Source organism: Curvibacter sp. GW821-FHT01G03, from assembly GCF_059422285.1.
The window spans coordinates 61,447-78,106 of record NZ_JBWKWP010000019.1; the positions used below are offsets into that span (position 1 = coordinate 61,447).

Annotated in this window: 17 protein-coding genes, 1 tRNA gene and 1 pseudogene; 6 read left to right on the top strand and 13 right to left on the bottom strand. The window is 62.7% G+C overall.

The window, feature by feature from the left end:
- Nucleotides 1–37: 37 nt before the first annotated feature.
- Nucleotides 38–1,897, bottom strand: coding sequence for a dihydroxy-acid dehydratase (ilvD, locus tag AC07VS_RS23580; RefSeq protein WP_492345420.1), 1,860 nt, complete (start codon nucleotides 1,895–1,897; stop codon nucleotides 38–40).
- Nucleotides 1,898–2,343: 446 nt separating this feature from the next.
- Here ilvD and AC07VS_RS23585 point away from each other — a divergent pair, with 446 nt between their 5' ends.
- Nucleotides 2,344–3,930 carry an EAL domain-containing protein gene (locus AC07VS_RS23585; RefSeq protein WP_494752176.1) on the top strand — a complete coding sequence of 529 codons (1,587 nt, stop codon included), beginning with the start codon at nucleotides 2,344–2,346 and terminating at the stop codon, nucleotides 3,928–3,930.
- A gap of 116 nt (nucleotides 3,931–4,046) precedes the next feature.
- Here the strand turns inward: AC07VS_RS23585 and AC07VS_RS23590 are convergent.
- From AC07VS_RS23590 to AC07VS_RS23625, 8 genes are all read right to left on the bottom strand, one after another.
- Nucleotides 4,047–4,136 (bottom strand) — tRNA-Ser (locus AC07VS_RS23590).
- 246 nt (nucleotides 4,137–4,382) lie between these two features.
- On the bottom strand, nucleotides 4,383–6,914 hold the full coding sequence (locus tag AC07VS_RS23595; protein ID WP_494752177.1) for an IPT/TIG domain-containing protein: 2,532 nt from the start codon (nucleotides 6,912–6,914) through the stop codon (nucleotides 4,383–4,385).
- A 516-nt stretch (nucleotides 6,915–7,430) separates the two neighbouring features.
- Nucleotides 7,431–8,243, bottom strand: a complete 813-nt coding sequence (locus AC07VS_RS23600) for a sterol desaturase family protein (protein ID WP_494752178.1) — start codon at nucleotides 8,241–8,243, stop codon at nucleotides 7,431–7,433.
- Between the two features lie 49 nt (nucleotides 8,244–8,292).
- On the bottom strand, nucleotides 8,293–8,796 hold the full coding sequence (locus AC07VS_RS23605; RefSeq protein WP_494752179.1) for a hypothetical protein: 504 nt from the start codon (nucleotides 8,794–8,796) through the stop codon (nucleotides 8,293–8,295).
- 211 nt (nucleotides 8,797–9,007) lie between these two features.
- Complete coding sequence (locus AC07VS_RS23610) at nucleotides 9,008–9,310, bottom strand: cupin domain-containing protein (RefSeq protein WP_494752180.1); 303 nt, start codon at nucleotides 9,308–9,310, stop codon at nucleotides 9,008–9,010.
- A gap of 394 nt (nucleotides 9,311–9,704) precedes the next feature.
- The gene (locus AC07VS_RS23615; protein WP_494752181.1) at nucleotides 9,705–9,893 is read right to left on the bottom strand and encodes a hypothetical protein; all 189 of its coding nucleotides are present in this window, start codon (nucleotides 9,891–9,893) and stop codon (nucleotides 9,705–9,707) included.
- Nucleotides 9,886–10,167 carry a hypothetical protein gene (locus tag AC07VS_RS23620; RefSeq protein ID WP_494752182.1) on the bottom strand — a complete coding sequence of 94 codons (282 nt, stop codon included), beginning with the start codon at nucleotides 10,165–10,167 and terminating at the stop codon, nucleotides 9,886–9,888. Before AC07VS_RS23620 ends, AC07VS_RS23615 begins: the two co-directional genes overlap by 8 nt.
- 8 nt (nucleotides 10,168–10,175) lie before the next feature.
- Nucleotides 10,176–10,511, bottom strand: coding sequence for a hypothetical protein (locus AC07VS_RS23625; protein ID WP_494752183.1), 336 nt, complete (start codon nucleotides 10,509–10,511; stop codon nucleotides 10,176–10,178).
- A gap of 204 nt (nucleotides 10,512–10,715) precedes the next feature.
- Between AC07VS_RS23625 and AC07VS_RS23630 the strand changes: the two are divergent.
- Nucleotides 10,716–10,916: pseudogene (locus tag AC07VS_RS23630) on the top strand (MFS transporter); the annotation flags it as partial.
- Between the two features lie 35 nt (nucleotides 10,917–10,951).
- Here the strand turns inward: AC07VS_RS23630 and AC07VS_RS23635 are convergent.
- Nucleotides 10,952–11,221, bottom strand: a complete 270-nt coding sequence (locus AC07VS_RS23635) for a DUF2164 domain-containing protein (protein WP_494752184.1) — start codon at nucleotides 11,219–11,221, stop codon at nucleotides 10,952–10,954.
- 227 nt (nucleotides 11,222–11,448) lie between these two features.
- Here AC07VS_RS23635 and AC07VS_RS23640 point away from each other — a divergent pair, with 227 nt between their 5' ends.
- Together AC07VS_RS23640 and AC07VS_RS23645 are read left to right on the top strand one after the other, a co-directional pair.
- Nucleotides 11,449–12,024, top strand: a complete 576-nt coding sequence (locus AC07VS_RS23640; protein ID WP_494752185.1) for a hypothetical protein — start codon at nucleotides 11,449–11,451, stop codon at nucleotides 12,022–12,024.
- A 9-nt stretch (nucleotides 12,025–12,033) separates the two neighbouring features.
- Nucleotides 12,034–12,243 (top strand): hypothetical protein, encoded by a 210-nt coding sequence (locus AC07VS_RS23645; protein WP_494752186.1) that lies wholly within the window; start codon nucleotides 12,034–12,036, stop codon nucleotides 12,241–12,243.
- A 58-nt stretch (nucleotides 12,244–12,301) separates the two neighbouring features.
- Here AC07VS_RS23645 and AC07VS_RS23650 read toward each other — a convergent pair whose 3' ends face one another.
- Nucleotides 12,302–13,198: a LysR family transcriptional regulator gene (locus tag AC07VS_RS23650; protein ID WP_494752187.1), complete on the bottom strand. Its 897-nt coding sequence runs from the start codon at nucleotides 13,196–13,198 to the stop codon at nucleotides 12,302–12,304.
- Between the two features lie 114 nt (nucleotides 13,199–13,312).
- Here AC07VS_RS23650 and AC07VS_RS23655 point away from each other — a divergent pair, with 114 nt between their 5' ends.
- Nucleotides 13,313–14,512: a serine hydrolase domain-containing protein gene (locus AC07VS_RS23655; protein WP_494752188.1), complete on the top strand. Its 1,200-nt coding sequence runs from the start codon at nucleotides 13,313–13,315 to the stop codon at nucleotides 14,510–14,512.
- Between the two features lie 44 nt (nucleotides 14,513–14,556).
- Here the strand turns inward: AC07VS_RS23655 and AC07VS_RS23660 are convergent, their stop codons facing one another.
- Both AC07VS_RS23660 and AC07VS_RS23665 read right to left on the bottom strand, forming a co-directional pair.
- Nucleotides 14,557–14,859: a cupin domain-containing protein gene (locus AC07VS_RS23660; protein WP_492345428.1), complete on the bottom strand. Its 303-nt coding sequence runs from the start codon at nucleotides 14,857–14,859 to the stop codon at nucleotides 14,557–14,559.
- Between the two features lie 123 nt (nucleotides 14,860–14,982).
- Nucleotides 14,983–15,738 carry a carbonic anhydrase gene (locus AC07VS_RS23665; protein ID WP_492345429.1) on the bottom strand — a complete coding sequence of 252 codons (756 nt, stop codon included), beginning with the start codon at nucleotides 15,736–15,738 and terminating at the stop codon, nucleotides 14,983–14,985.
- A gap of 234 nt (nucleotides 15,739–15,972) precedes the next feature.
- Between AC07VS_RS23665 and AC07VS_RS23670 the strand changes: the two genes are divergently transcribed.
- Nucleotides 15,973–16,527 carry a BON domain-containing protein gene (locus AC07VS_RS23670; protein WP_494752189.1) on the top strand — a complete coding sequence of 185 codons (555 nt, stop codon included), beginning with the start codon at nucleotides 15,973–15,975 and terminating at the stop codon, nucleotides 16,525–16,527.
- The last annotated feature ends 133 nt before the right edge of the window (nucleotides 16,528–16,660 follow it).

The following is a 16,660-nucleotide window of genomic DNA, read 5'->3' on the forward strand; positions in this document are numbered from 1 at the left end:
TCAGAGCTCAGAGCTCAGAGCTTGGGGGCGCTGGCGTTCAGTCGCCGAGCAGCGAGAGGTCGCGCACGGCACCCTTGTCAGCCGAGGTGGCCAGCAGGGCATAGGCCTTGAGGGCCGCCGACACCTTGCGGGGGCGCGGCTTGACGGGCTTCCAGCCCTTGGCATCTTGCTCGGCGCGGCGCACGGCCAGTTCTTCGTCGCTCACCAGCACATCGATCGTGCGGTTGGGAATGTCGATCCGGATGCGGTCGCCATGGCGAACCAGGCCAATGGTGCCGCCCGCAGCGGCTTCGGGTGAGCAGTGGCCGATCGACAGGCCGGACGTGCCCCCCGAGAAGCGGCCGTCAGTCAGCAGGGCACAGGCTTTGCCCAGGCCCTTGGACTTGATATAGCTGGTGGGGTAGAGCATCTCTTGCATGCCCGGGCCCCCCTTGGGGCCTTCGTAGCGCACGATCACCACGTCGCCGGCCTTGACTTCGTCGTTGAGGATGTGCTCAACCGCTTCGTCCTGGCTTTCGACCACATGAGCCGGGCCCTCGAACACCAGCAGGCTGTCATCCACGCCCGCGGTCTTGACCACGCAGCCGTCCAAGGCGATGTTGCCGCGCAGCACGGCCAGGCCGCCTTCCTTGGAGAAGGCGTTTTCGTACGAGCGGATGCAGCCCTCGGCACGGTCAGTGTCCAGGCTGGGCCAACGGGTGGCCTGGCTGAAAGCCACCTGGGTGGGGATGCCGGCCGGGCCAGCCATGTAGAACGTGCGCACGGCCTCGTCGGTGGCGGTGACGATGTCCCAATGGGCCAGGGCGTCGCCCAAGGTCTTGCTGTGCACGGTGGGCACGTCGGTGTGCAGCTTGCCGGCGCGCGCCAGTTCACCGAGGATGGCCATGATGCCGCCGGCACGGTGCACGTCTTCGATGTGGTACTTGTTGGTGTTGGGCGCCACCTTGCACAACTGAGGCACCACGCGCGACAGGCGATCGATGTCGGTCATGGTGAAGTCGATGCCGGCCTCTTGCGCAATGGCCAGCAGGTGCAGGATGGTGTTGGTGGAGCCGCCCATGGCGATGTCCAGGGTCATGGCGTTCTCAAATGCCTTGAAACCCACCGAGCGCGGCAGCACGGTCTCGTCATCGCCTTCGTAATAGCGCTTGGCCAGGTCCACGATCAGGTGGCCCGCACGCTTGAAGAGCTGCTCGCGGTCGGCATGGGTGGCCACCACGGTGCCGTTGCCCGGCAGGCTCAGGCCCAGGGCTTCGGTCAGGCAGTTCATCGAGTTGGCGGTGAACATGCCCGAGCACGAACCGCAGGTGGGGCAGGCTGAACGCTCGACCTCGGCCACGTCGGCATCGCTGACCTTGCTGTCGGCGGCCATCACCATGGCGTCAATCAGGTCGAGCTTCTTGAATTCGATGGTCTGGGTCACCGGGTTGGCCAGGCGCACCTTGCCGGCTTCCATCGGGCCACCCGACACGAAGACGACCGGGATGTTCAGGCGCATGGCGGCCATGAGCATGCCGGGCGTGATCTTGTCGCAGTTGGAGATGCACACCAGCGCATCGGCTGTGTGGGCGTTGACCATGTACTCGACCGAGTCGGCAATGATGTCGCGGCTGGGCAGCGAATACAACATGCCGTCATGGCCCATGGCAATGCCGTCATCCACCGCAATGGTGTTGAACTCCTTGGCGACGCCGCCAGCGGCCTCGATTTCACGCGCCACCAGTTGGCCCATGTCCTTGAGGTGAACGTGACCCGGGACGAACTGGGTGAACGAGTTGGCAATCGCAATGATGGGCTTGCTGAAGTCGTCGTCCTTCATGCCGGTGGCGCGCCACAGAGAGCGAGCGCCCGCCATGTTGCGGCCGGAAGTGGAGGTCTTGGAGCGGTAAGCTGGCATGAGGAGGTCCTTGGGGTCGTTCCAGATCGTTGGGGTCGAACAGCGTGCCGCACAGGCGGTGAGCGCCGAAGCCCCTGATTATCGTCTGGCGGAGCAAGCCTTGTTGTCGTGCGGGTCTGAGGCGTGGGGCAGGGGCCGCCCCGGTGGGTTCCGGTCCAGGCAATGGGCGCGGCATCAGCCGTGCCGGTGGGCCAGCCCACTGCACCGGCCCGCTTGATGGGCCGGTGATTCGACGATCTGTATCAATCTGGCAACAAAATGGCGTTCGTCGGTGTCAAATTTTTGACTTGAGTCATTTGGGGGGCTGCGCGAGCTTCTAATTGCCGACTCTGGCGACAAATGTGCTGCGTTGGAGTGGGGCGGGGTTGATGATTGTCAATGAATATATGTACGGAGTGGCGGGGTTTGTGGTGCCCCGAGCGGCAAGTTTCCCTTCGCCACTGTCCATGCTGTTATTTGTGGCCTTCGCGATTCTGGTGGTGCAGGTCAGCAATCGGCTGGTGGAGCACGCGGCATGGTCGGTCGACCCCGGCAATCGGCGCCTGAGTGCCTCGCACGCGGCGCTGATCATCGGCTGTATCGTCTGGGCGCTGGACATCGGTGGTTTCTTCATGTACCAGCACCTGGGCGGCAGGGCGCCGAACCTGAATGAGGGACTGCTGGCCTTGCTGGTGATGATGGTCAGTGCCCGCATCACGCTGCCTGAGCTCAGCACCAGCGTCAGCCGCAAGCGCACCGTGGTCGCGGGCGTGGTGATGGCCCTGGGCATGCTGACGGGGCACTTCGTGCTGGCCATGGGCTACGGCGCCAGCCTGGCGCACATCGATGCAGGGTCTCTGCTGGCGTCCTTCGCGGTCGCCATTTGCCTGACGACTGTCCTGTCCATCCGTCACCGTGCGGCGAAGCGGCGTTTGTTGATCCAGAGCCACGCCATGCGGCGCTGGCCCGACGTGGTGCTGGGTGGCCTGACCATCCTGGCTCTGCATTGCCTGCTGATCAACGCCTTTCCTCCGTCGCCATTGACGGACCCGGTGGGCAGGTCGGCTGGCGCTATCGCGGTGGTGGCGGTGTTTGCCCTGGTCGTGGCGCTGGAGCACATGGGCAACCTGCGTTTGGATCAGCGGCTGCAATTGCGCTTGCGGCAAGGCCTGTCGATGATGCGAGTGGCAACACCGGTGACCAACCCGCAGCACGACGTTCAGATGGCGCTGATCGCAGACCACTTGGCAGAGTTGCTCACCAAGCAGCGCCTGAACTTGCATTTTCAACCCATCGTGCAGTTGAAGGCGGGCCAGCCGCCGGCCTTCGAGGCCCTGCTGCGTCTGCAGCATCCGGTGCTGGGCCGACTCAACCCCGAGGTGTTTTTGCTGGTGTGCGAGTTGCAGGGCAAGACCACGCTGGTGGATCGCCTGATCCTGGAGCAGGCCATCGGTCAGATGGCGCGCTGGGGGGATGACGGCCAGCTGGGTCTGCGGGTTTCGGTGAACCTGTCGCCGACCACACTGATGGAGCCAGGGTTTGAGCATTGGCTGGTACAGGTCTTGGCGGCTCACGGTGTCGAGACCGGACAATTGACCCTGGAGTTGACCGAGCACGCCATCATTGCCAGCGGCGCTCCCATGCTGGAGGCCATGCGTGCCATGGCGCGGGTGGGCATTGCCGTGGTCATGGATGATTTTGGTGCCGGGTATTCATCGCTGGCCATGTTGGCCGAGCTGCCCATCCGGGGCATCAAGTGCGACCGCCTCTTTGTGCGAAACCTGTTGCTCGATCCGCGGCGTCAGCGCTTGCTGAGCCATGTGTTGGCCATCGCGCAGGATTTCGACCTGGAGGTGACCGCCGAGGGCATCGAAACCCAGGAGGAACTGGCCGTGGTGCGTGGCATCGGACTGCACAAGCTGCAGGGCTACCTGTTTGCCAAAGCCATGCCCGCCGAGGAAATTTCAGACTGGTTGACCCGCCTGTCCCGTGGACTGCCTGAACTCCAGGTGGCTGAGAAGTCGGCCGTTGGGCAGCGAACTCTCCAGCCCTGACGAACGTCCCTTGCGTGGGCTCATGAATGGGCTGATCTGGGCCCCATCCATGTTCTGGTGAAAGGGTGTCGGGCAACAAAAAACCCCAAGTGACGCAAATCACTTGGGGCTGTATTTGGCGGAGAGGGCGGGATTCGAACCCGCGGTGGGGATTAACCCACACACGCTTTCCAGGCGTGCGACTTAAACCGCTCATCCACCTCTCCGGAAGCCCTCAACTATAGCAGGAAAAATGTAGGCGATTGGCTTCCTGGTGCGCAGGTGTGAATTATTTCGGGCTGCGAGCTTGGGGCTGCTTGTCCTGGTCAGAACACGGACGAGGCACTGTCCTGGGCCCTCAGCATCAGGTCGGTGGCTTCTAGCCGGTGAGTCGACGATGAGCAGGCCGACTCAACTGCCTGCCCGGTCACAGCGTGGGGGAGGTCTGCGTCCGTTATGGGTCCCCGCCCGCATCAGTCGCGCCGTTGGCGCCTGAGTTGTCTCACGCCGAACGTTGCCATCATCGCCAGGGTCAGCCAGGCCAGGGACAGTTCACTCAATGTTGGAACGCTTGCCGCATCGGTGCTTCCAGGAACTGGCACGATCGGGTCATTGATGATCCCGTCGGCGCCTGTGAATGTGTCGTCGCCGAGCCCGTTGTCGGTCACGTTGTACGTGACGGTGTTGCCGCTGATCGACAGGCCCGTCGGGGTGTACCAAACTGACGCGCCGTTCGAGCTGGGCGTGGGGCCGTACTTCTTGGCAGTCATGCCATTGAGGTTCGAGAAGCTCACTGCCAATGTCACGGTCTCGCTGGTGTTACAGCCGCTCAGCTTGACCCTCAGGCCACCCAAGGTGGGCTGTAGGCCACTGTAACTGGGGGGCGTGAATGCGGAGGTATTGGCCAGGTCGATTGAACACCCGGCACTGCCGTTTGTGATTTGGGCCGTGATGGTGCCGCCACCCGAAGCGGCATTGATCGTCCCCGTTTGGCGCACAGAATAGGTGAACAGGTCGGCCGCGGAAACGGTGCTGGTTCCGCCAGGGGTGATCACCGTGAGATCGACGGCCCCTGCCGTGCTGGCGGGAGAGACCGCAGTGATCTGAGTGGGCGAGTTGACCACGAAACTGGCGGCACTGAGGGATCCGAATTTCACGGCCGTCGCATTGCCAAATCCAGTTCCGGTCAGCGTGACCGTGGTTCCTCCGGTGACGGTGCCACCGGCTGGTGATATCGAGGTCACGACCGGCAATGCGAGGTAGGTGAAGAGTGAATTGGCCGGATTGCTTCCCCCTGCCGTGCTGGCGACGACGCTGGCAGGGCCGGTGGTTCCTGCCGGCAGCGTGCAACTGACCGAGGTTGTCGACACCACTGAAAGCGAGGTGCAGGTGTTGCCACCGACTGTCACGGCGGTGCTGCCCGGCACAAAGTTGGAGCCGGTCAGGGTCACTGTACTGCCTCCGGCCAGTGGTCCGGCGCTGGGGCTGATGGCTGTGACACTGGGGGCGGCAAGATAGCTGTAGAGGCTGTTGGCCGGGTTGAAGCCGCCAGATGTTGTCGCCACCACGCTGGCGGGACCTGAGGTACCTGCTGGGGCGGTGCAGGTCATCGAGGTGGATGAAGTCACGTTGGGCGAACCACAGGCGTTGGCACCAATCGTGACGTTGGTGGCGCCGATGGCGAAGTTGGTACCCGTGAGTGTGACAGTTCCGCCGCCGACCAGCGGGCCTGCGTTGGGGCTGACGCTGGCAACTGTGGGGGCTGCCACATAGGTGTATTGGTCTGAGGCATTGATTGAACTGGTGCCGCCAGAAGTTGTCACCGTGATGTCCACAGTACCGGCTGTCCCGGCGGGAGTTGTGACTGTGATCTGGGTGTCACTGTCCACGGTAAAGTTGCTGGCAGGGTTGGCGCCGAAAGTGACCTGGGAAGCCCCTGAGAAACCGGTGCCGGTCAATGTCACGGAGCCGCCTCCACTTGGCGGTCCTGAAGAAGGCGTCAGCGACGTGACCACTGGAATCAACACATTCGAGAAGCAGAGGGTCACATCGTTCAATGTCGGAGTGGCCGTGGTGTCACTGGATGACAGCAAGCCCTTGTACTGCACGTAGCGCAAGCCATTGAATTGACTCAAAGACGCACCACTGCTGGTGAAACTCGTGCTGGATGTGCCGTCAGGCCCGACGAAATTGAATGGCCCTGAGGGTGAATTGCTGGCCCCTATCTGAAACTGCACCTGGGTATTGGCGGGACTGACTGAAGTCCAGGACAGAGTGGTCCAGGTGGGCGAATAGCCGGCACCCGGGGCGCTGTCCCTGTTCGATGAAACAAGGTTGCCGCTGCTGGGATACCCGGTGTCGAGATAGATCTTGAATCCCGCATCGGTCGAAACGCCGCCGGTCAACGGGATGCTCCACACCGTGCCACTGGTAGCGCCAGCTACGCGGGTACCGCCGCTGTATACGTCACTACCGGCGGTTGGCGTGCCGCTGCGGGTGAGTGCATACGTGCCAGGTGAAGGATTCGCGGTGGGGCGAATCACCAGCGCATACTGGGTCCCTGAACTGACGGTATAGGGCGAGGCAAAGTTGACGACGTAGTCGGCGGAGGCACCGGATGAAAAGCCCGACACCGTGGTGCTGGCGAGGTCAGCTCCGGTAGGCAATCCGCCACTGGTGGCACGAAGGCTCAGTGTCAGATTGGGGGTGGTCCCGGTGCAGCCACTGCAAAAGAGATTGATGCTGACCCGAGACAGTTTGCCTGTGACCGATGGCGTGAAGGTTTGGCCGCCGTATGTTGTTGTCGTGATCCCGACACCGTTGGTGCCCAGGGTGGTGTTTTGCTGGTCGACTGCCAAGGCGTCCAGCAACAAGACGTCACCTGGGCTGGTGGTCAAGTCGACTTGGGTTACCGTGCCTGCTTGAAAATCAGCTTGCGAGGTGTCGATTAGGCAAGTGTTGGCCATGGCCGAGGTCAACGCAAAAAACACCATGGACAGAGCCATGAGCGGGCTGAGCCTGAGCCTCAGGGGGGAGACGGACGACATGAATGATCAATGTGCAGCTTTGTTTGTTGCAGATTATTACAAATGGCGGAGTTGCAACTGAGGCTGCGTGCAAGTTGTTGGTGTGCGGCACGTTTCAGCGTGGTGTGGCTTACCCGCTCCAGTTTGATGCCATAGTGGCTGGGGCCCATGGCCGGGTGATCGATTGCCGAAGGCGCGAATCGCTGGGTTGGCATCTGCGCTGAAGTGGCTGTCCAAGGCGGTTGAATCGGCCATGGTGCCAGGCCGTTCAGCCCTGTCCGGCACAGGTTGACAGGTTGGGGCGACAGGACCTGCACGCACAGTCGTTCAAGCACGTCGGGTGACGGACTTGGATTTTGCTTTACCAGTCGGTAGCCTTTCTGGTAAGGATTCGCAGCACAAGATGAGTTGTTTGCCATGCGAGAAAGCGGTACCCCATGCGTGACGCTCTGACCCGCGTTCTCATTTCCGGTGGCGATTCGCGGCGTGGAGACTTCAGGCGGGCCCGCGCTGAATGCGCGCTGCCTGCCAGGGCAGCCACAACATCCGATCCAGCCGCATACAGGTCGACTCGCGAAAATACTCAAGGCCGATCGGGAGGCTGCGGCTTTCCTCCAGTGAGAGGGGCTGGCGGGTTCCGAATACGGTGTCGAAGATTGACAGCAGGCTGCCATAGTTGCTGTCGGTCAGGCGCCGATCGGCGCAGTGGTGCAGTCGGTGATGGTCCGGTGTGACGACGAGCCAGCCGAGACTGCGGTTGACGATTGTGCCGAAGCTCAGGTTGCTGTGGGTGAGCTTCACCCCGACCAGGCTGAGCAGGTTGTAGGTCATGGCGACCCCGGGGTCAGGACCCAGCAGCAGCAATGGCAGGGCCAGCACGGTACTGGAAAGCAGTGCTTCCAAGGGGTGGGCACGATGGGCCGTGGTGACATCGAATTCGGTGTCGGCATGATGCACCAGGTGCAGTCGCCACATCCAGTTCCAGGTGTGGGAGGCCCGGTGCATCCAGTAGAGAAAGAACTCCATCACCAGCAGGGTGATGCCCAGGGCCAACCAAGGGGCTGGATGCCAGTGCTGCAGCAGGCCTTGCCAATGCAGCCCCAGCACCGTGCGGTAGCCCAGGTAGACCAGGGGCGTGGCCAGCAGCAAAAGCAGAAAACTCAGCCCGATCAGCGCCAGATTGTTGAACCAGCGCCACAACGGGCTGGCCAGGCCCATCCGCCAGGGACACAGGCTTTCAAGCAGCATCAACAGGGCCATCGACAACACCATGGCCAGTTCGGTCAGTAAGGGCTCGTTCCAGCTCATGGGCGCCTGGGGTCGCGGGTTGGGGTACCTGATCCCGGTGCGATGGTGCTCAACCTTGCCAGTTGAAGGTGATGGTGCAGGTGGCGTTGGGTTGGATCACGCCAGCGCAAGTGGAGCCGCCCCCCAGCGTATTCAACGGGTTGAAGGTGACCGTGCCATTCATGCTGTTGGGGCAGTTGTTGACGTAGTTGTGGGACAGGGTGTCGGTGATGGTGAAGGACTGCTGGGTGCAGTTGGTGATGGGGGTGGCAGGGGGGGTGGCTTCGACCCGTTGCATGAAGCGATCGGCGCAAAAACTGCCCAGCCCGATGGCTGCACTCAGCAAGGCCCCGGCCGCCGCGCGGCCTGGCCCCCGTGCACGCAGCCCCCGGGCCGCCATGACCAGCAGCAACAGGGCGGTCGCTCCCATCATCGCCTCGCCCAATGTCGGCACAGCCTGGGAGGCTCCGGTAAAGACCAGGGTGCCGCCGGCCTGCGCGAAGGCCAGGGCCGGCAGCAGGCCCACAGTCCAAACCAGTGGGCGAATCGGGGCGGAAGATAGCTGGATGTTCATTGTTGTCAGTCCTTTGGGCCAGGATTTTGGCACGGGCATGCTCGCCTGGATTCGGCAGAGTGCGCCCGGTACAGGATCGAGGCGCCAATCGTGGTGAATCGAATCAGTGAACTGGCATCTGCGACGCCCTTGTTGGGCATCAACGACCGGTTGGTCATGGAGTCAACAGACCACTTGATGCCACGGGGCCTGCACTTTCACATCGGGTGGCTCAGCCCGGCGGATCGACGATGAGCAAGGTACCCCAGCTACCGCTGGCCACCGCATGCGCAACGCCCGCGACCACGGTGTAGAGCTCACCGGCCTGGACGCTGACGGCCTGCCCTTCAATCGTCAGCTGAAGCTGCCCTTCCAGTACCACGAAGGCTTCGTCATAGGCGTGGGTTTCTTCTTCGACCGACCTGCCATCCATGCGCAGGACTTTGAGTTGGCTGTGGCCCAGCCTGGTGACAATGTGGGAGCGCCAGGCTTGAGGGAGCGTGGCCGCGTGCTGGCGCAGATCTGATGGATACATGGGTGGGGTCGGGGCCTGGTCTGGCCCGGCGCAAGGTGTGCCGGTGTCATGGCAAGAATAGGAGCCAAGGGGCTGGGCGTCTTGTACCGGATTGCGGCCCAGCCATGGCGCAAGGTGGCGTGACGACCCTGGCGTACCGCGGCTGCCGAGGGCAGCGGGGTGCCGCCAACCATGTGCGCTGTCGGTTGCGGGCGGTATGTCTTGTGCACAGGGCTTGCCGCGGCTTCACTGGGGCGGGATGTCGCACTGAGCCGAGCCGGCCTATGGGTAAATTGGCCAGGCTTCTCCGCCGTCTTTGCCCAGACTCTGCGACTGGCGGCCCCAGCAGGATGACTTGGCAGGGCTGTTGCCCGGCCTGGTGGGTGGGTCGGTACCCGGTCGAGGAGGCCAGATGTCAGGGCTGCCCCCTGTTCGGCAAAGAAAGTTCACTTTGGCGCCGCTGTTCCCAGGTCTTCAGCCAGGGGCCGATGTCGGCTGTCGGCATCGGCTTCGCAATGAAATTGCCCAGAGCCAGATCGTAGCCCGAATGCTGCAGAAAATCCCAATCGGATTGATCTTCAACGCCCTCTGCGATCTCAAGCACTTCGGGTCTCGGTATGGGCTTTTGCTTTACCAGTCGGCAGCCTTCCTGGTAAGGATTCGCAGCACAAGATGAGTTGCTTTGCGTACGAGAACGCAGCATATCGGACGCGGCTCTCTGAGAAGTGGATCAACCAGATGGCCATCATCACCACTGAAACAACGATCGTGCTGACCTCGCCTGCAGTAAGCAACAAATCCGGGGCTGCGGCGACCTCAAGACGGTGCATCCACGTCGACAGGCCAAGGCGCAGCACTGTCCATGCCAGAACGATCACGCATACGCCTACGCCATGCCGACCTGGCGCTGTTGGCGGAACACATTGACCCGAAAGCGAGCCACGCCGGGCAAGGACATGGCGAAGTTGGCTTCCAACTCCTGCTCAAAATCCTGCCGGTGTCCTGCGTCCATCAGCGCTGCGGCCAGTTGCAGGGTGTGCTCACCCTGCAATTTGATGGATTGCAAAGGCTGCAACTCGCCATTGACCTTCATGGACGGTGGAAAGTCGGCCGAGATGAAGAGGTCGGTGCCGCCGGCCTGAACCATGGTACGCAGCAAGGTGTGCAGGTAGGTCAGCGAAGGGTGACCTGGTGTGCTTGGGCTGTCGGCAACAGTGCTCATGATGTTGGGTTCTCCCTGAACGTTGGTGGTGGCTGCTCTGAGGGCATTGGCCACCTTCGACGGGAAGCCATAAACGCACCGGCGCACGCGGACAGGGGCCGTCGGTGGCAAATCATAGGCCGGGCCGCCCAGTCAGGCCAACAGGGGGTTCTTCCCGAGTGCTTGCTCTGTCTGTTGGCGTTGGATTCGGTATTGAAAGCCACGGTGGCCTTGCCGGAAGTGATGCCGGCCCTTGTGCGCACGGTGGGGTTTTTGTTGGCGTACAGCTTGGCCACGGCTATCTATGGTGGCTTCACGCCCCTGATCTCGACCTGGTTGATCGAGACCACCGGTGACAAGGCTTCGCCGGGCTACTGGATCTCTTTTGCCGGGGCCTGTAGCTTGGTCGCCATGGGCTTGCTGTAAAAAGGGTGGTGAAAGCCAAGGCCGCTGCGGCCTGATCATTTTTTTCGTTGACGATCGAACTTCTGCCAATACGCAAAGGGCTCTTCATGCACCTCCAGGTCGATCTCACTGACCCGGTGCTGCAGACGCTCTTGCACATCGCTCACGGCCTGGTTGTAGATCAAGGGGCCGATCTCTTCGAGAAAAAATCCCAGTAGAGCGCCCGCAGCGATGTTACCGATGCGCTCTTCGTGGTGAACCTGAAAGTAACGCTCGATGGAGGTGACGGCCTGTTGGCGTGCTTCGCGCTGGAGTTCTAGGGGCATGTGGGTTTGCCTGGTGGCGTTTGAATACGGATGGACGCCTACTTTACGTGAGGGGGGGGCCTGATGGGGCCGCTTGCCCAGGCCGAAAATTGGGCGCGGAATCCCAGCAGTCCTCTCGGATTTTCCGTTTGAGGCAGGCTGTCCGGTGCGCTGGCTAACCCGTTGTCGCATGGGGTTGGCCTGTGCCGGATGGTTTCTGTTTTCTTTGTGATGGAGGGCCCTGCCGAATGAGCCTGCAACTGCCTACGCTGGCGAAATGGGTTTTGGTCACAGCGGCTGCGTTGAGCACCGGGCTGTGTCAAGCGGCCCCGGAGGAGATTCAGGTCTACCTCGATGAATTTGCCGAGCCGGGTCAGTTCGGCTTGGATCTGCACACCAACTTCGTGCCCTCGGCCCAGCCCGGCTCGTCCACCTTTCGCCAGTGGCGACTCACGCCTGAACTCAGCTATGGCATCAACGCCCACTGGGAGGCGGGTCTGTATGTTCTGAGTTCAGGGGCCCCGGCCGTCTCGCAGGGGCACCCCGTCACCGATGGGGCCAAGGTCAGAATCAAGTGGCGGCCCAGTGCGCCTTCGGCGGATTCGCCTTGGTATTTCGCCGTCAACTGGGAGGTGGGGCATCTGGCCCAGCGTTTTGATGCCGATGAAAGTTCAACCCAACTGAAGTTCATTGAAACCTACCGCCAGGGGCGCTGGCTGGCGGGGGGCAATTTCAACCTCAATGGTTCTTTCAGAAGTCACCCGCAGCAGTCCTCGTCGACCGAGTTGGACTACAAGCTCAGCTATCAGTTCACGGACGAGTAGCACGGCGACTTGCGCCTGGGAGTCGAGCGATACGACACCCTGGGCCTGCTGCATCGGAATGCGGCAGTGGCGTCGCCCCACACCACCAGCAATTTTGTGGTGGCCGACTTCAACCTGGGTGGGTGGGATGTCGACCTGGGGTTAGGGCGTTCCTATGGCTCTGCGTTGGCCAACAGCGACAGAACGGTCATCAAGTTGATTCTCGGCGTACCCATTTGATGTCCGGGTGGGTGCTTGGGGTTGAGTCGGGCCGCCGTGCCTGCGAATTCGCTGAACCTCAGGCCAGTCGTTGTCGCAGCAGGTCGCACAAAGGGGCCATCACCGGCAATTGGACCCGGCTGGTGGTCCGTACCAGGGCATAGCGACCGTCCGGCGTCGGCAGACCGGTGGCGGGCAGAGCGATCAGGCGACCATCGTCCAGTTCGGCCCGCACCACGGCATGCGCCACCAGCAGCACCATGTTGGAGGCCAGGGTTGCGCTCTTGAGGGCCTGGTAGTTGTCGCCCTGCAGGCTCAGCAAGTCACCCGAGTGCAGCGGCTTGCCGAGGATCTGGCCGATCTCCCGGTCAAAGGCTTCACTCAAGGGGGAGCAGGCCACGGCGTAGGGGCGCAAATCTGCCAGGCCAGGCTGGGGCAGGGCGCTCAGAGGATGGGCGGCCCGGCAAACGAAACCACCAGTCAGGGGTCGCAAAAGCTCGATGCTGAGGCCCTCTGTGTCGTGAATGGCGCTGGCGTCCACCACCGCCAGGTCCAGGACATGGCGGCGCAGATCGTTGAGCAAGGCGTCTGTCCTGCCGATGACCATGCGGGCGTGCACCTGCGGCGCCTGGTCGGCCAGCCAGCCCAGGCAGGGGGCCATGCCCAGTTCGGCCGGGGTCGGGCTGAACCCGATCGCGCAGTCGCCGGCCTGCCCTGCGTTCATCAGGGCCAATTCGCGTTTGAGTTCACGCTCCTCATCCAGCAGGCGCTGGGCCCTTTGCTGCAGGGCCAGGCCGAAGCGGCTGGGCTGCAGCCGACGTTTGCCACCATCGAACAGGGGCACGCCCAATTCCTGGGCCAGTGCTGCCAGGCTCCGGCTCAGGGCCGACTGGGTGAGGTGGCAATGCTCGGCGGCCCGCTGCATCGAGCCATGCTCGCACACTGCCAGAAAGTGCTGCAACTTGCGGCTTTCCACGCTTGAAGGTCGTCGTATGAGGAAATTGCAAAAATTGGATGATTATTTTGCGCTTGAATCACTGAACTCGGCACAGGATGATCAGGTCTTTGTCACTTGCTGCCCGAGACATCCATGCCCACTTCTTCTGATCAATGCGGCTCTCCGCGCCCCGGCGAGCCTCTGCCGATAGGCCGCTTCGAAGACATGATGACCTGGCCCGCAGAGGTCCAGCTCAACAGTTACCGGCAGATGGAGCAGGTCTACCCAACCCGTCGGGTCTGTCGCGGTCCCGGGGTGCGGCCTCTGCCGTCGGGGCCGGGGCTTTCGCTCCAGTACCGCGTTGGCGAACAGGCACTGGGCATCGACGATTTCATGCAACGCAATCGCACCACGGGGCTGTTGCTGCTCCAGGACGGCCAGGTTCGGCTGGAGCGCTATGCGAGGGGGCACCATGCCCAAGCCCGATGGCCCTCTTTTTCCGTGGCCAAATCGATTTCTTCAGTGTTGCTGGGGATCGCGCTGCAGGAGGGCTTGATCCAAAGCCTGGACCAGCACGTGACGGACTATGTGCGTTCTCTCAAGGGCTCGGCCTACGAGCAGGTCAGCATCCGCCAGGTGCTGCAGATGAGCTCCGGCGTGGGCTGGAATGAGGACTACCTCGACCCCCAGTCCGAGCGTCGGCGCATGCTGGCCGTCCAGGCCGCTGATCAGAAGGGGGGGGTGCTGGCGTTCATGGCCCACCTGCCGCAGGTGGCGGAACCGGGCACGCGCTTCAACTACAGCACAGGTGAAACCTATCTGGTGGGCGAGATTCTTTCTGCCGCCATTGCTCGCCCGCTCAGCGACTACCTGTCTGACAAGCTTTGGGCCCCGCTGGGGATGGCGTGCGATGCGCTGTGGCAACTCGATGCCGAAGAGGGGCTGGAATTTGCTGGCAGCGGCTTGAACGCCACATTGCGCGATTTCGGGCGCTTTGGGCAGTTCATCCTGAACCAGGGTGTGGTCGATGGCCGTCGCATCTTGCCGCTGGATTGGGTGGCCGATTCGACTGACGTGGTCCGTCACCGCCACCTTCAACCCGGGCAGATACCCCGCTATGCCCCCCGGGGCTACGGCTATCAATGGTGGACCTTTGCCGATCCACCGCCCGCGCCGGGGCAGCGCAGTGCCGCCCTGTTCGCGGCACTGGGCATTTTCGGCCAACAGATCTACATCCATCCGGCTTCACGCATGGTGCTGGTGCTGCACAGCGCCTGGGCCGAGCCGATCGACCCGGCCTGTGTGGCAGAGACCTCGGCCTTGGTTCAGGCCTTGTTGCACGCCTTGTCCTGAATCTGGGGGGCCCGCTTTCGCTTGGCCGCTCAGGCCTTTGTGGCTTAGCCTGGCGGATCGACGATGAGCAAGGAACCCCAGCTACCGCTGGCCACCGCATGCGCAACGCCCGCGGTCACGGTGTAGAGCTCACCGGCCTGGACGCGGACGGCCTGCCCTTCAATCGTCAGCAGAAGCTGGCCTTCCAGCACCAAGAAGGCCTCGTCATAGGGGTGGGTTTCTTCTTCGACGGTCCGGCCATCCATGCGCAGGATCTTGATCTGGCTGTGGCCCAGGCGCGCAATGATGTGGGAGCACCAGGCTGGTTCAAGCTGGGCAGCTAGTGGGTACAGGTCCAAAGAAGGCATGGGTGCAATGAGGCTCCGGTCTGGCCCCGCGCACCGTGCGCCAGGCCGATGGCAAGCATAGGGGCCCAAGGCCTGGCGGTCTTGTACCGGATTGCGCACCCGTTCGGGGCCAGGGCCTTGAGCTCAGAGGCTCTCGTGCACCACCCGTCCCTGCAAGGGTTGCACGGGCCGAGCGTTGGCCGGGAACAGGCGGCGGAAGGCCTTGATCTGCGCCGGTGCCAGCGTAATGGGTTGCTTGAGCACCATCCAGTTGACCCCTTCCGAGCAAGGTGGCGTGGTCAGCGAGCCCTCAAAGGCGTAGTAACCCTGCTTGGCAGGCAGCAGGTCAGCCAGTTTGATTTCCAGTCCCTCGACGGTGATCTTTTCCCCGGGGCGCGGCAGATGGGCAAACACGGGCTCGAAGGCTTTGTTGGGCACGCCAGGCTGTATCAGCACGCCGACCACGCCGAGTTCGCCGGCAGCGCTTTTGTGCACAAAATGGGCCACCATCGCGGTATGGCGTCCCTTCAGGGTCTCTTCGCTGGGGGTGTGGAAATGGAACTGCAACAATTCGTAGGTCTTGTCACCCACGCTCAGCTTGCTGCCGGTGGGCAGGTTCACCTGCACCGTGTGGCCGTTGTTCACCAGCGTCGGGGATGCGCTGCCGTACTGAAAATCGAGTGCGGGCAGTGTCTCCTTGACCGTGGTGCTGATGTCGATCGGACTTTGGCGCAAGCCCTTGGCGCAGCTTTCAAATGCGGGGTCCATCTCGGCCCAGTGCGCGGCCCCATGGTGGCCTGCGTAGCCCCAGTGGGGGGCTGTATCGGCGGCTTGGGCTGCGATGGCTGCCAGGGCGAGCATGCTCGCAGACAGTGTCTGAAGGGTGGGGCGGCGGATCATGTGAGGGCTCCTTCTCGGCTGGCGCAGGTCTCAGGGATGCGCGTACGAGTGGGTTAAATGTAAGTGGATGTTACTCTTGGTTGGTTCAAATTTGGACAATCAAAAGCGAGGCTGGTGTGATGTCGAACATCCGGGGTCGCCGACACGATTCAAAAGACCCGTTTTTTTCAGCGGGGCTGCACCCGCCCGCCCATCGCGGGGCGGGCCTCGGTCCAGAGCAGAGCAGGAGAAGACATGGGCGTTCGCTTTTTGCCAAGGCTTGTGCTGGCTTGCCGCAAGCCCATGCTGGGTGTGGCCTGCTTTCTCGGCGCGCATGGCCTGTGGCTGGCCGCGGTCTTGGGTGCAGGGTCTGCGGCGGCTCAGCCAACGCGGCACGCCGATGACCCGATGTTGCAGGTCAGCCAGGCCATCGCCGGATGCCCGATACCGGCCGTGCCTGTTGAAACACCGGCACAGGCCCGCGATTCGGCTCATTGGCGTGCCGAACGCGGCACCAGTTGCTACCGTTCTGGCCGCTGTCGACTGCCCAATGCCTACCTTTACGACGCCGAGATCATTCCCAGGGTGCGCCAGTTCATTCAGCAAGATGATCGGTTTTGGGGGACCAGCCTCTGGGTTCTGGGCCAGCGCCGCTGGGTGTTTGTGTTCGGTTGTGTGAGTTCAGAGGCGCAGGGCAGGGCGTTGGAGCAGGCCATCCAGGGCATTGACGATGTGGAGGCCGTTGTCGGCCAATGGCGGGTTGGGGCAGGCGCGCGAGTACCCTATCCGGTGGCTGGGCCGTCACCCTGATGCGCCTTGCCCTGCAGAGCACTGGGCGGTCGGCCCTCGCCTCGACCGAGTGCCGGATCGAGGCCCGCCGTGACGCCATCAAGGGCTGCCGCCTGGAGACCTGTGGTGCCCCTCAAGCGATTGCCTGGGGAAA

Bases quoted from the DNA above. Each gene is read 5' to 3' on its own strand.
- ilvD (WP_492345420.1), bottom strand. From the start codon at position 1,897: ATGCCAGCTTACCGCTCCAAGACCTCCACTTCCGGCCGCAACATGGCG.
- AC07VS_RS23585 (WP_494752176.1), top strand. From the start codon at position 2,344: ATGCTGTTATTTGTGGCCTTCGCGATTCTGGTGGTGCAGGTCAGCAAT.
- AC07VS_RS23595 (WP_494752177.1), bottom strand. From the start codon at position 6,914: ATGGCTCTGTCCATGGTGTTTTTTGCGTTGACCTCGGCCATGGCCAAC.
- AC07VS_RS23600 (WP_494752178.1), bottom strand. From the start codon at position 8,243: ATGAGCTGGAACGAGCCCTTACTGACCGAACTGGCCATGGTGTTGTCG.
- AC07VS_RS23605 (WP_494752179.1), bottom strand. From the start codon at position 8,796: ATGAACATCCAGCTATCTTCCGCCCCGATTCGCCCACTGGTTTGGACT.
- AC07VS_RS23610 (WP_494752180.1), bottom strand. From the start codon at position 9,310: ATGTATCCATCAGATCTGCGCCAGCACGCGGCCACGCTCCCTCAAGCC.
- AC07VS_RS23625 (WP_494752183.1), bottom strand. From the start codon at position 10,511: ATGAGCACTGTTGCCGACAGCCCAAGCACACCAGGTCACCCTTCGCTG.
- AC07VS_RS23635 (WP_494752184.1), bottom strand. From the start codon at position 11,221: ATGCCCCTAGAACTCCAGCGCGAAGCACGCCAACAGGCCGTCACCTCC.
- AC07VS_RS23640 (WP_494752185.1), top strand. From the start codon at position 11,449: ATGAGCCTGCAACTGCCTACGCTGGCGAAATGGGTTTTGGTCACAGCG.
- AC07VS_RS23655 (WP_494752188.1), top strand. From the start codon at position 13,313: ATGCCCACTTCTTCTGATCAATGCGGCTCTCCGCGCCCCGGCGAGCCT.
- AC07VS_RS23660 (WP_492345428.1), bottom strand. From the start codon at position 14,859: ATGCCTTCTTTGGACCTGTACCCACTAGCTGCCCAGCTTGAACCAGCC.
- AC07VS_RS23665 (WP_492345429.1), bottom strand. From the start codon at position 15,738: ATGATCCGCCGCCCCACCCTTCAGACACTGTCTGCGAGCATGCTCGCC.
- AC07VS_RS23670 (WP_494752189.1), top strand. From the start codon at position 15,973: ATGGGCGTTCGCTTTTTGCCAAGGCTTGTGCTGGCTTGCCGCAAGCCC.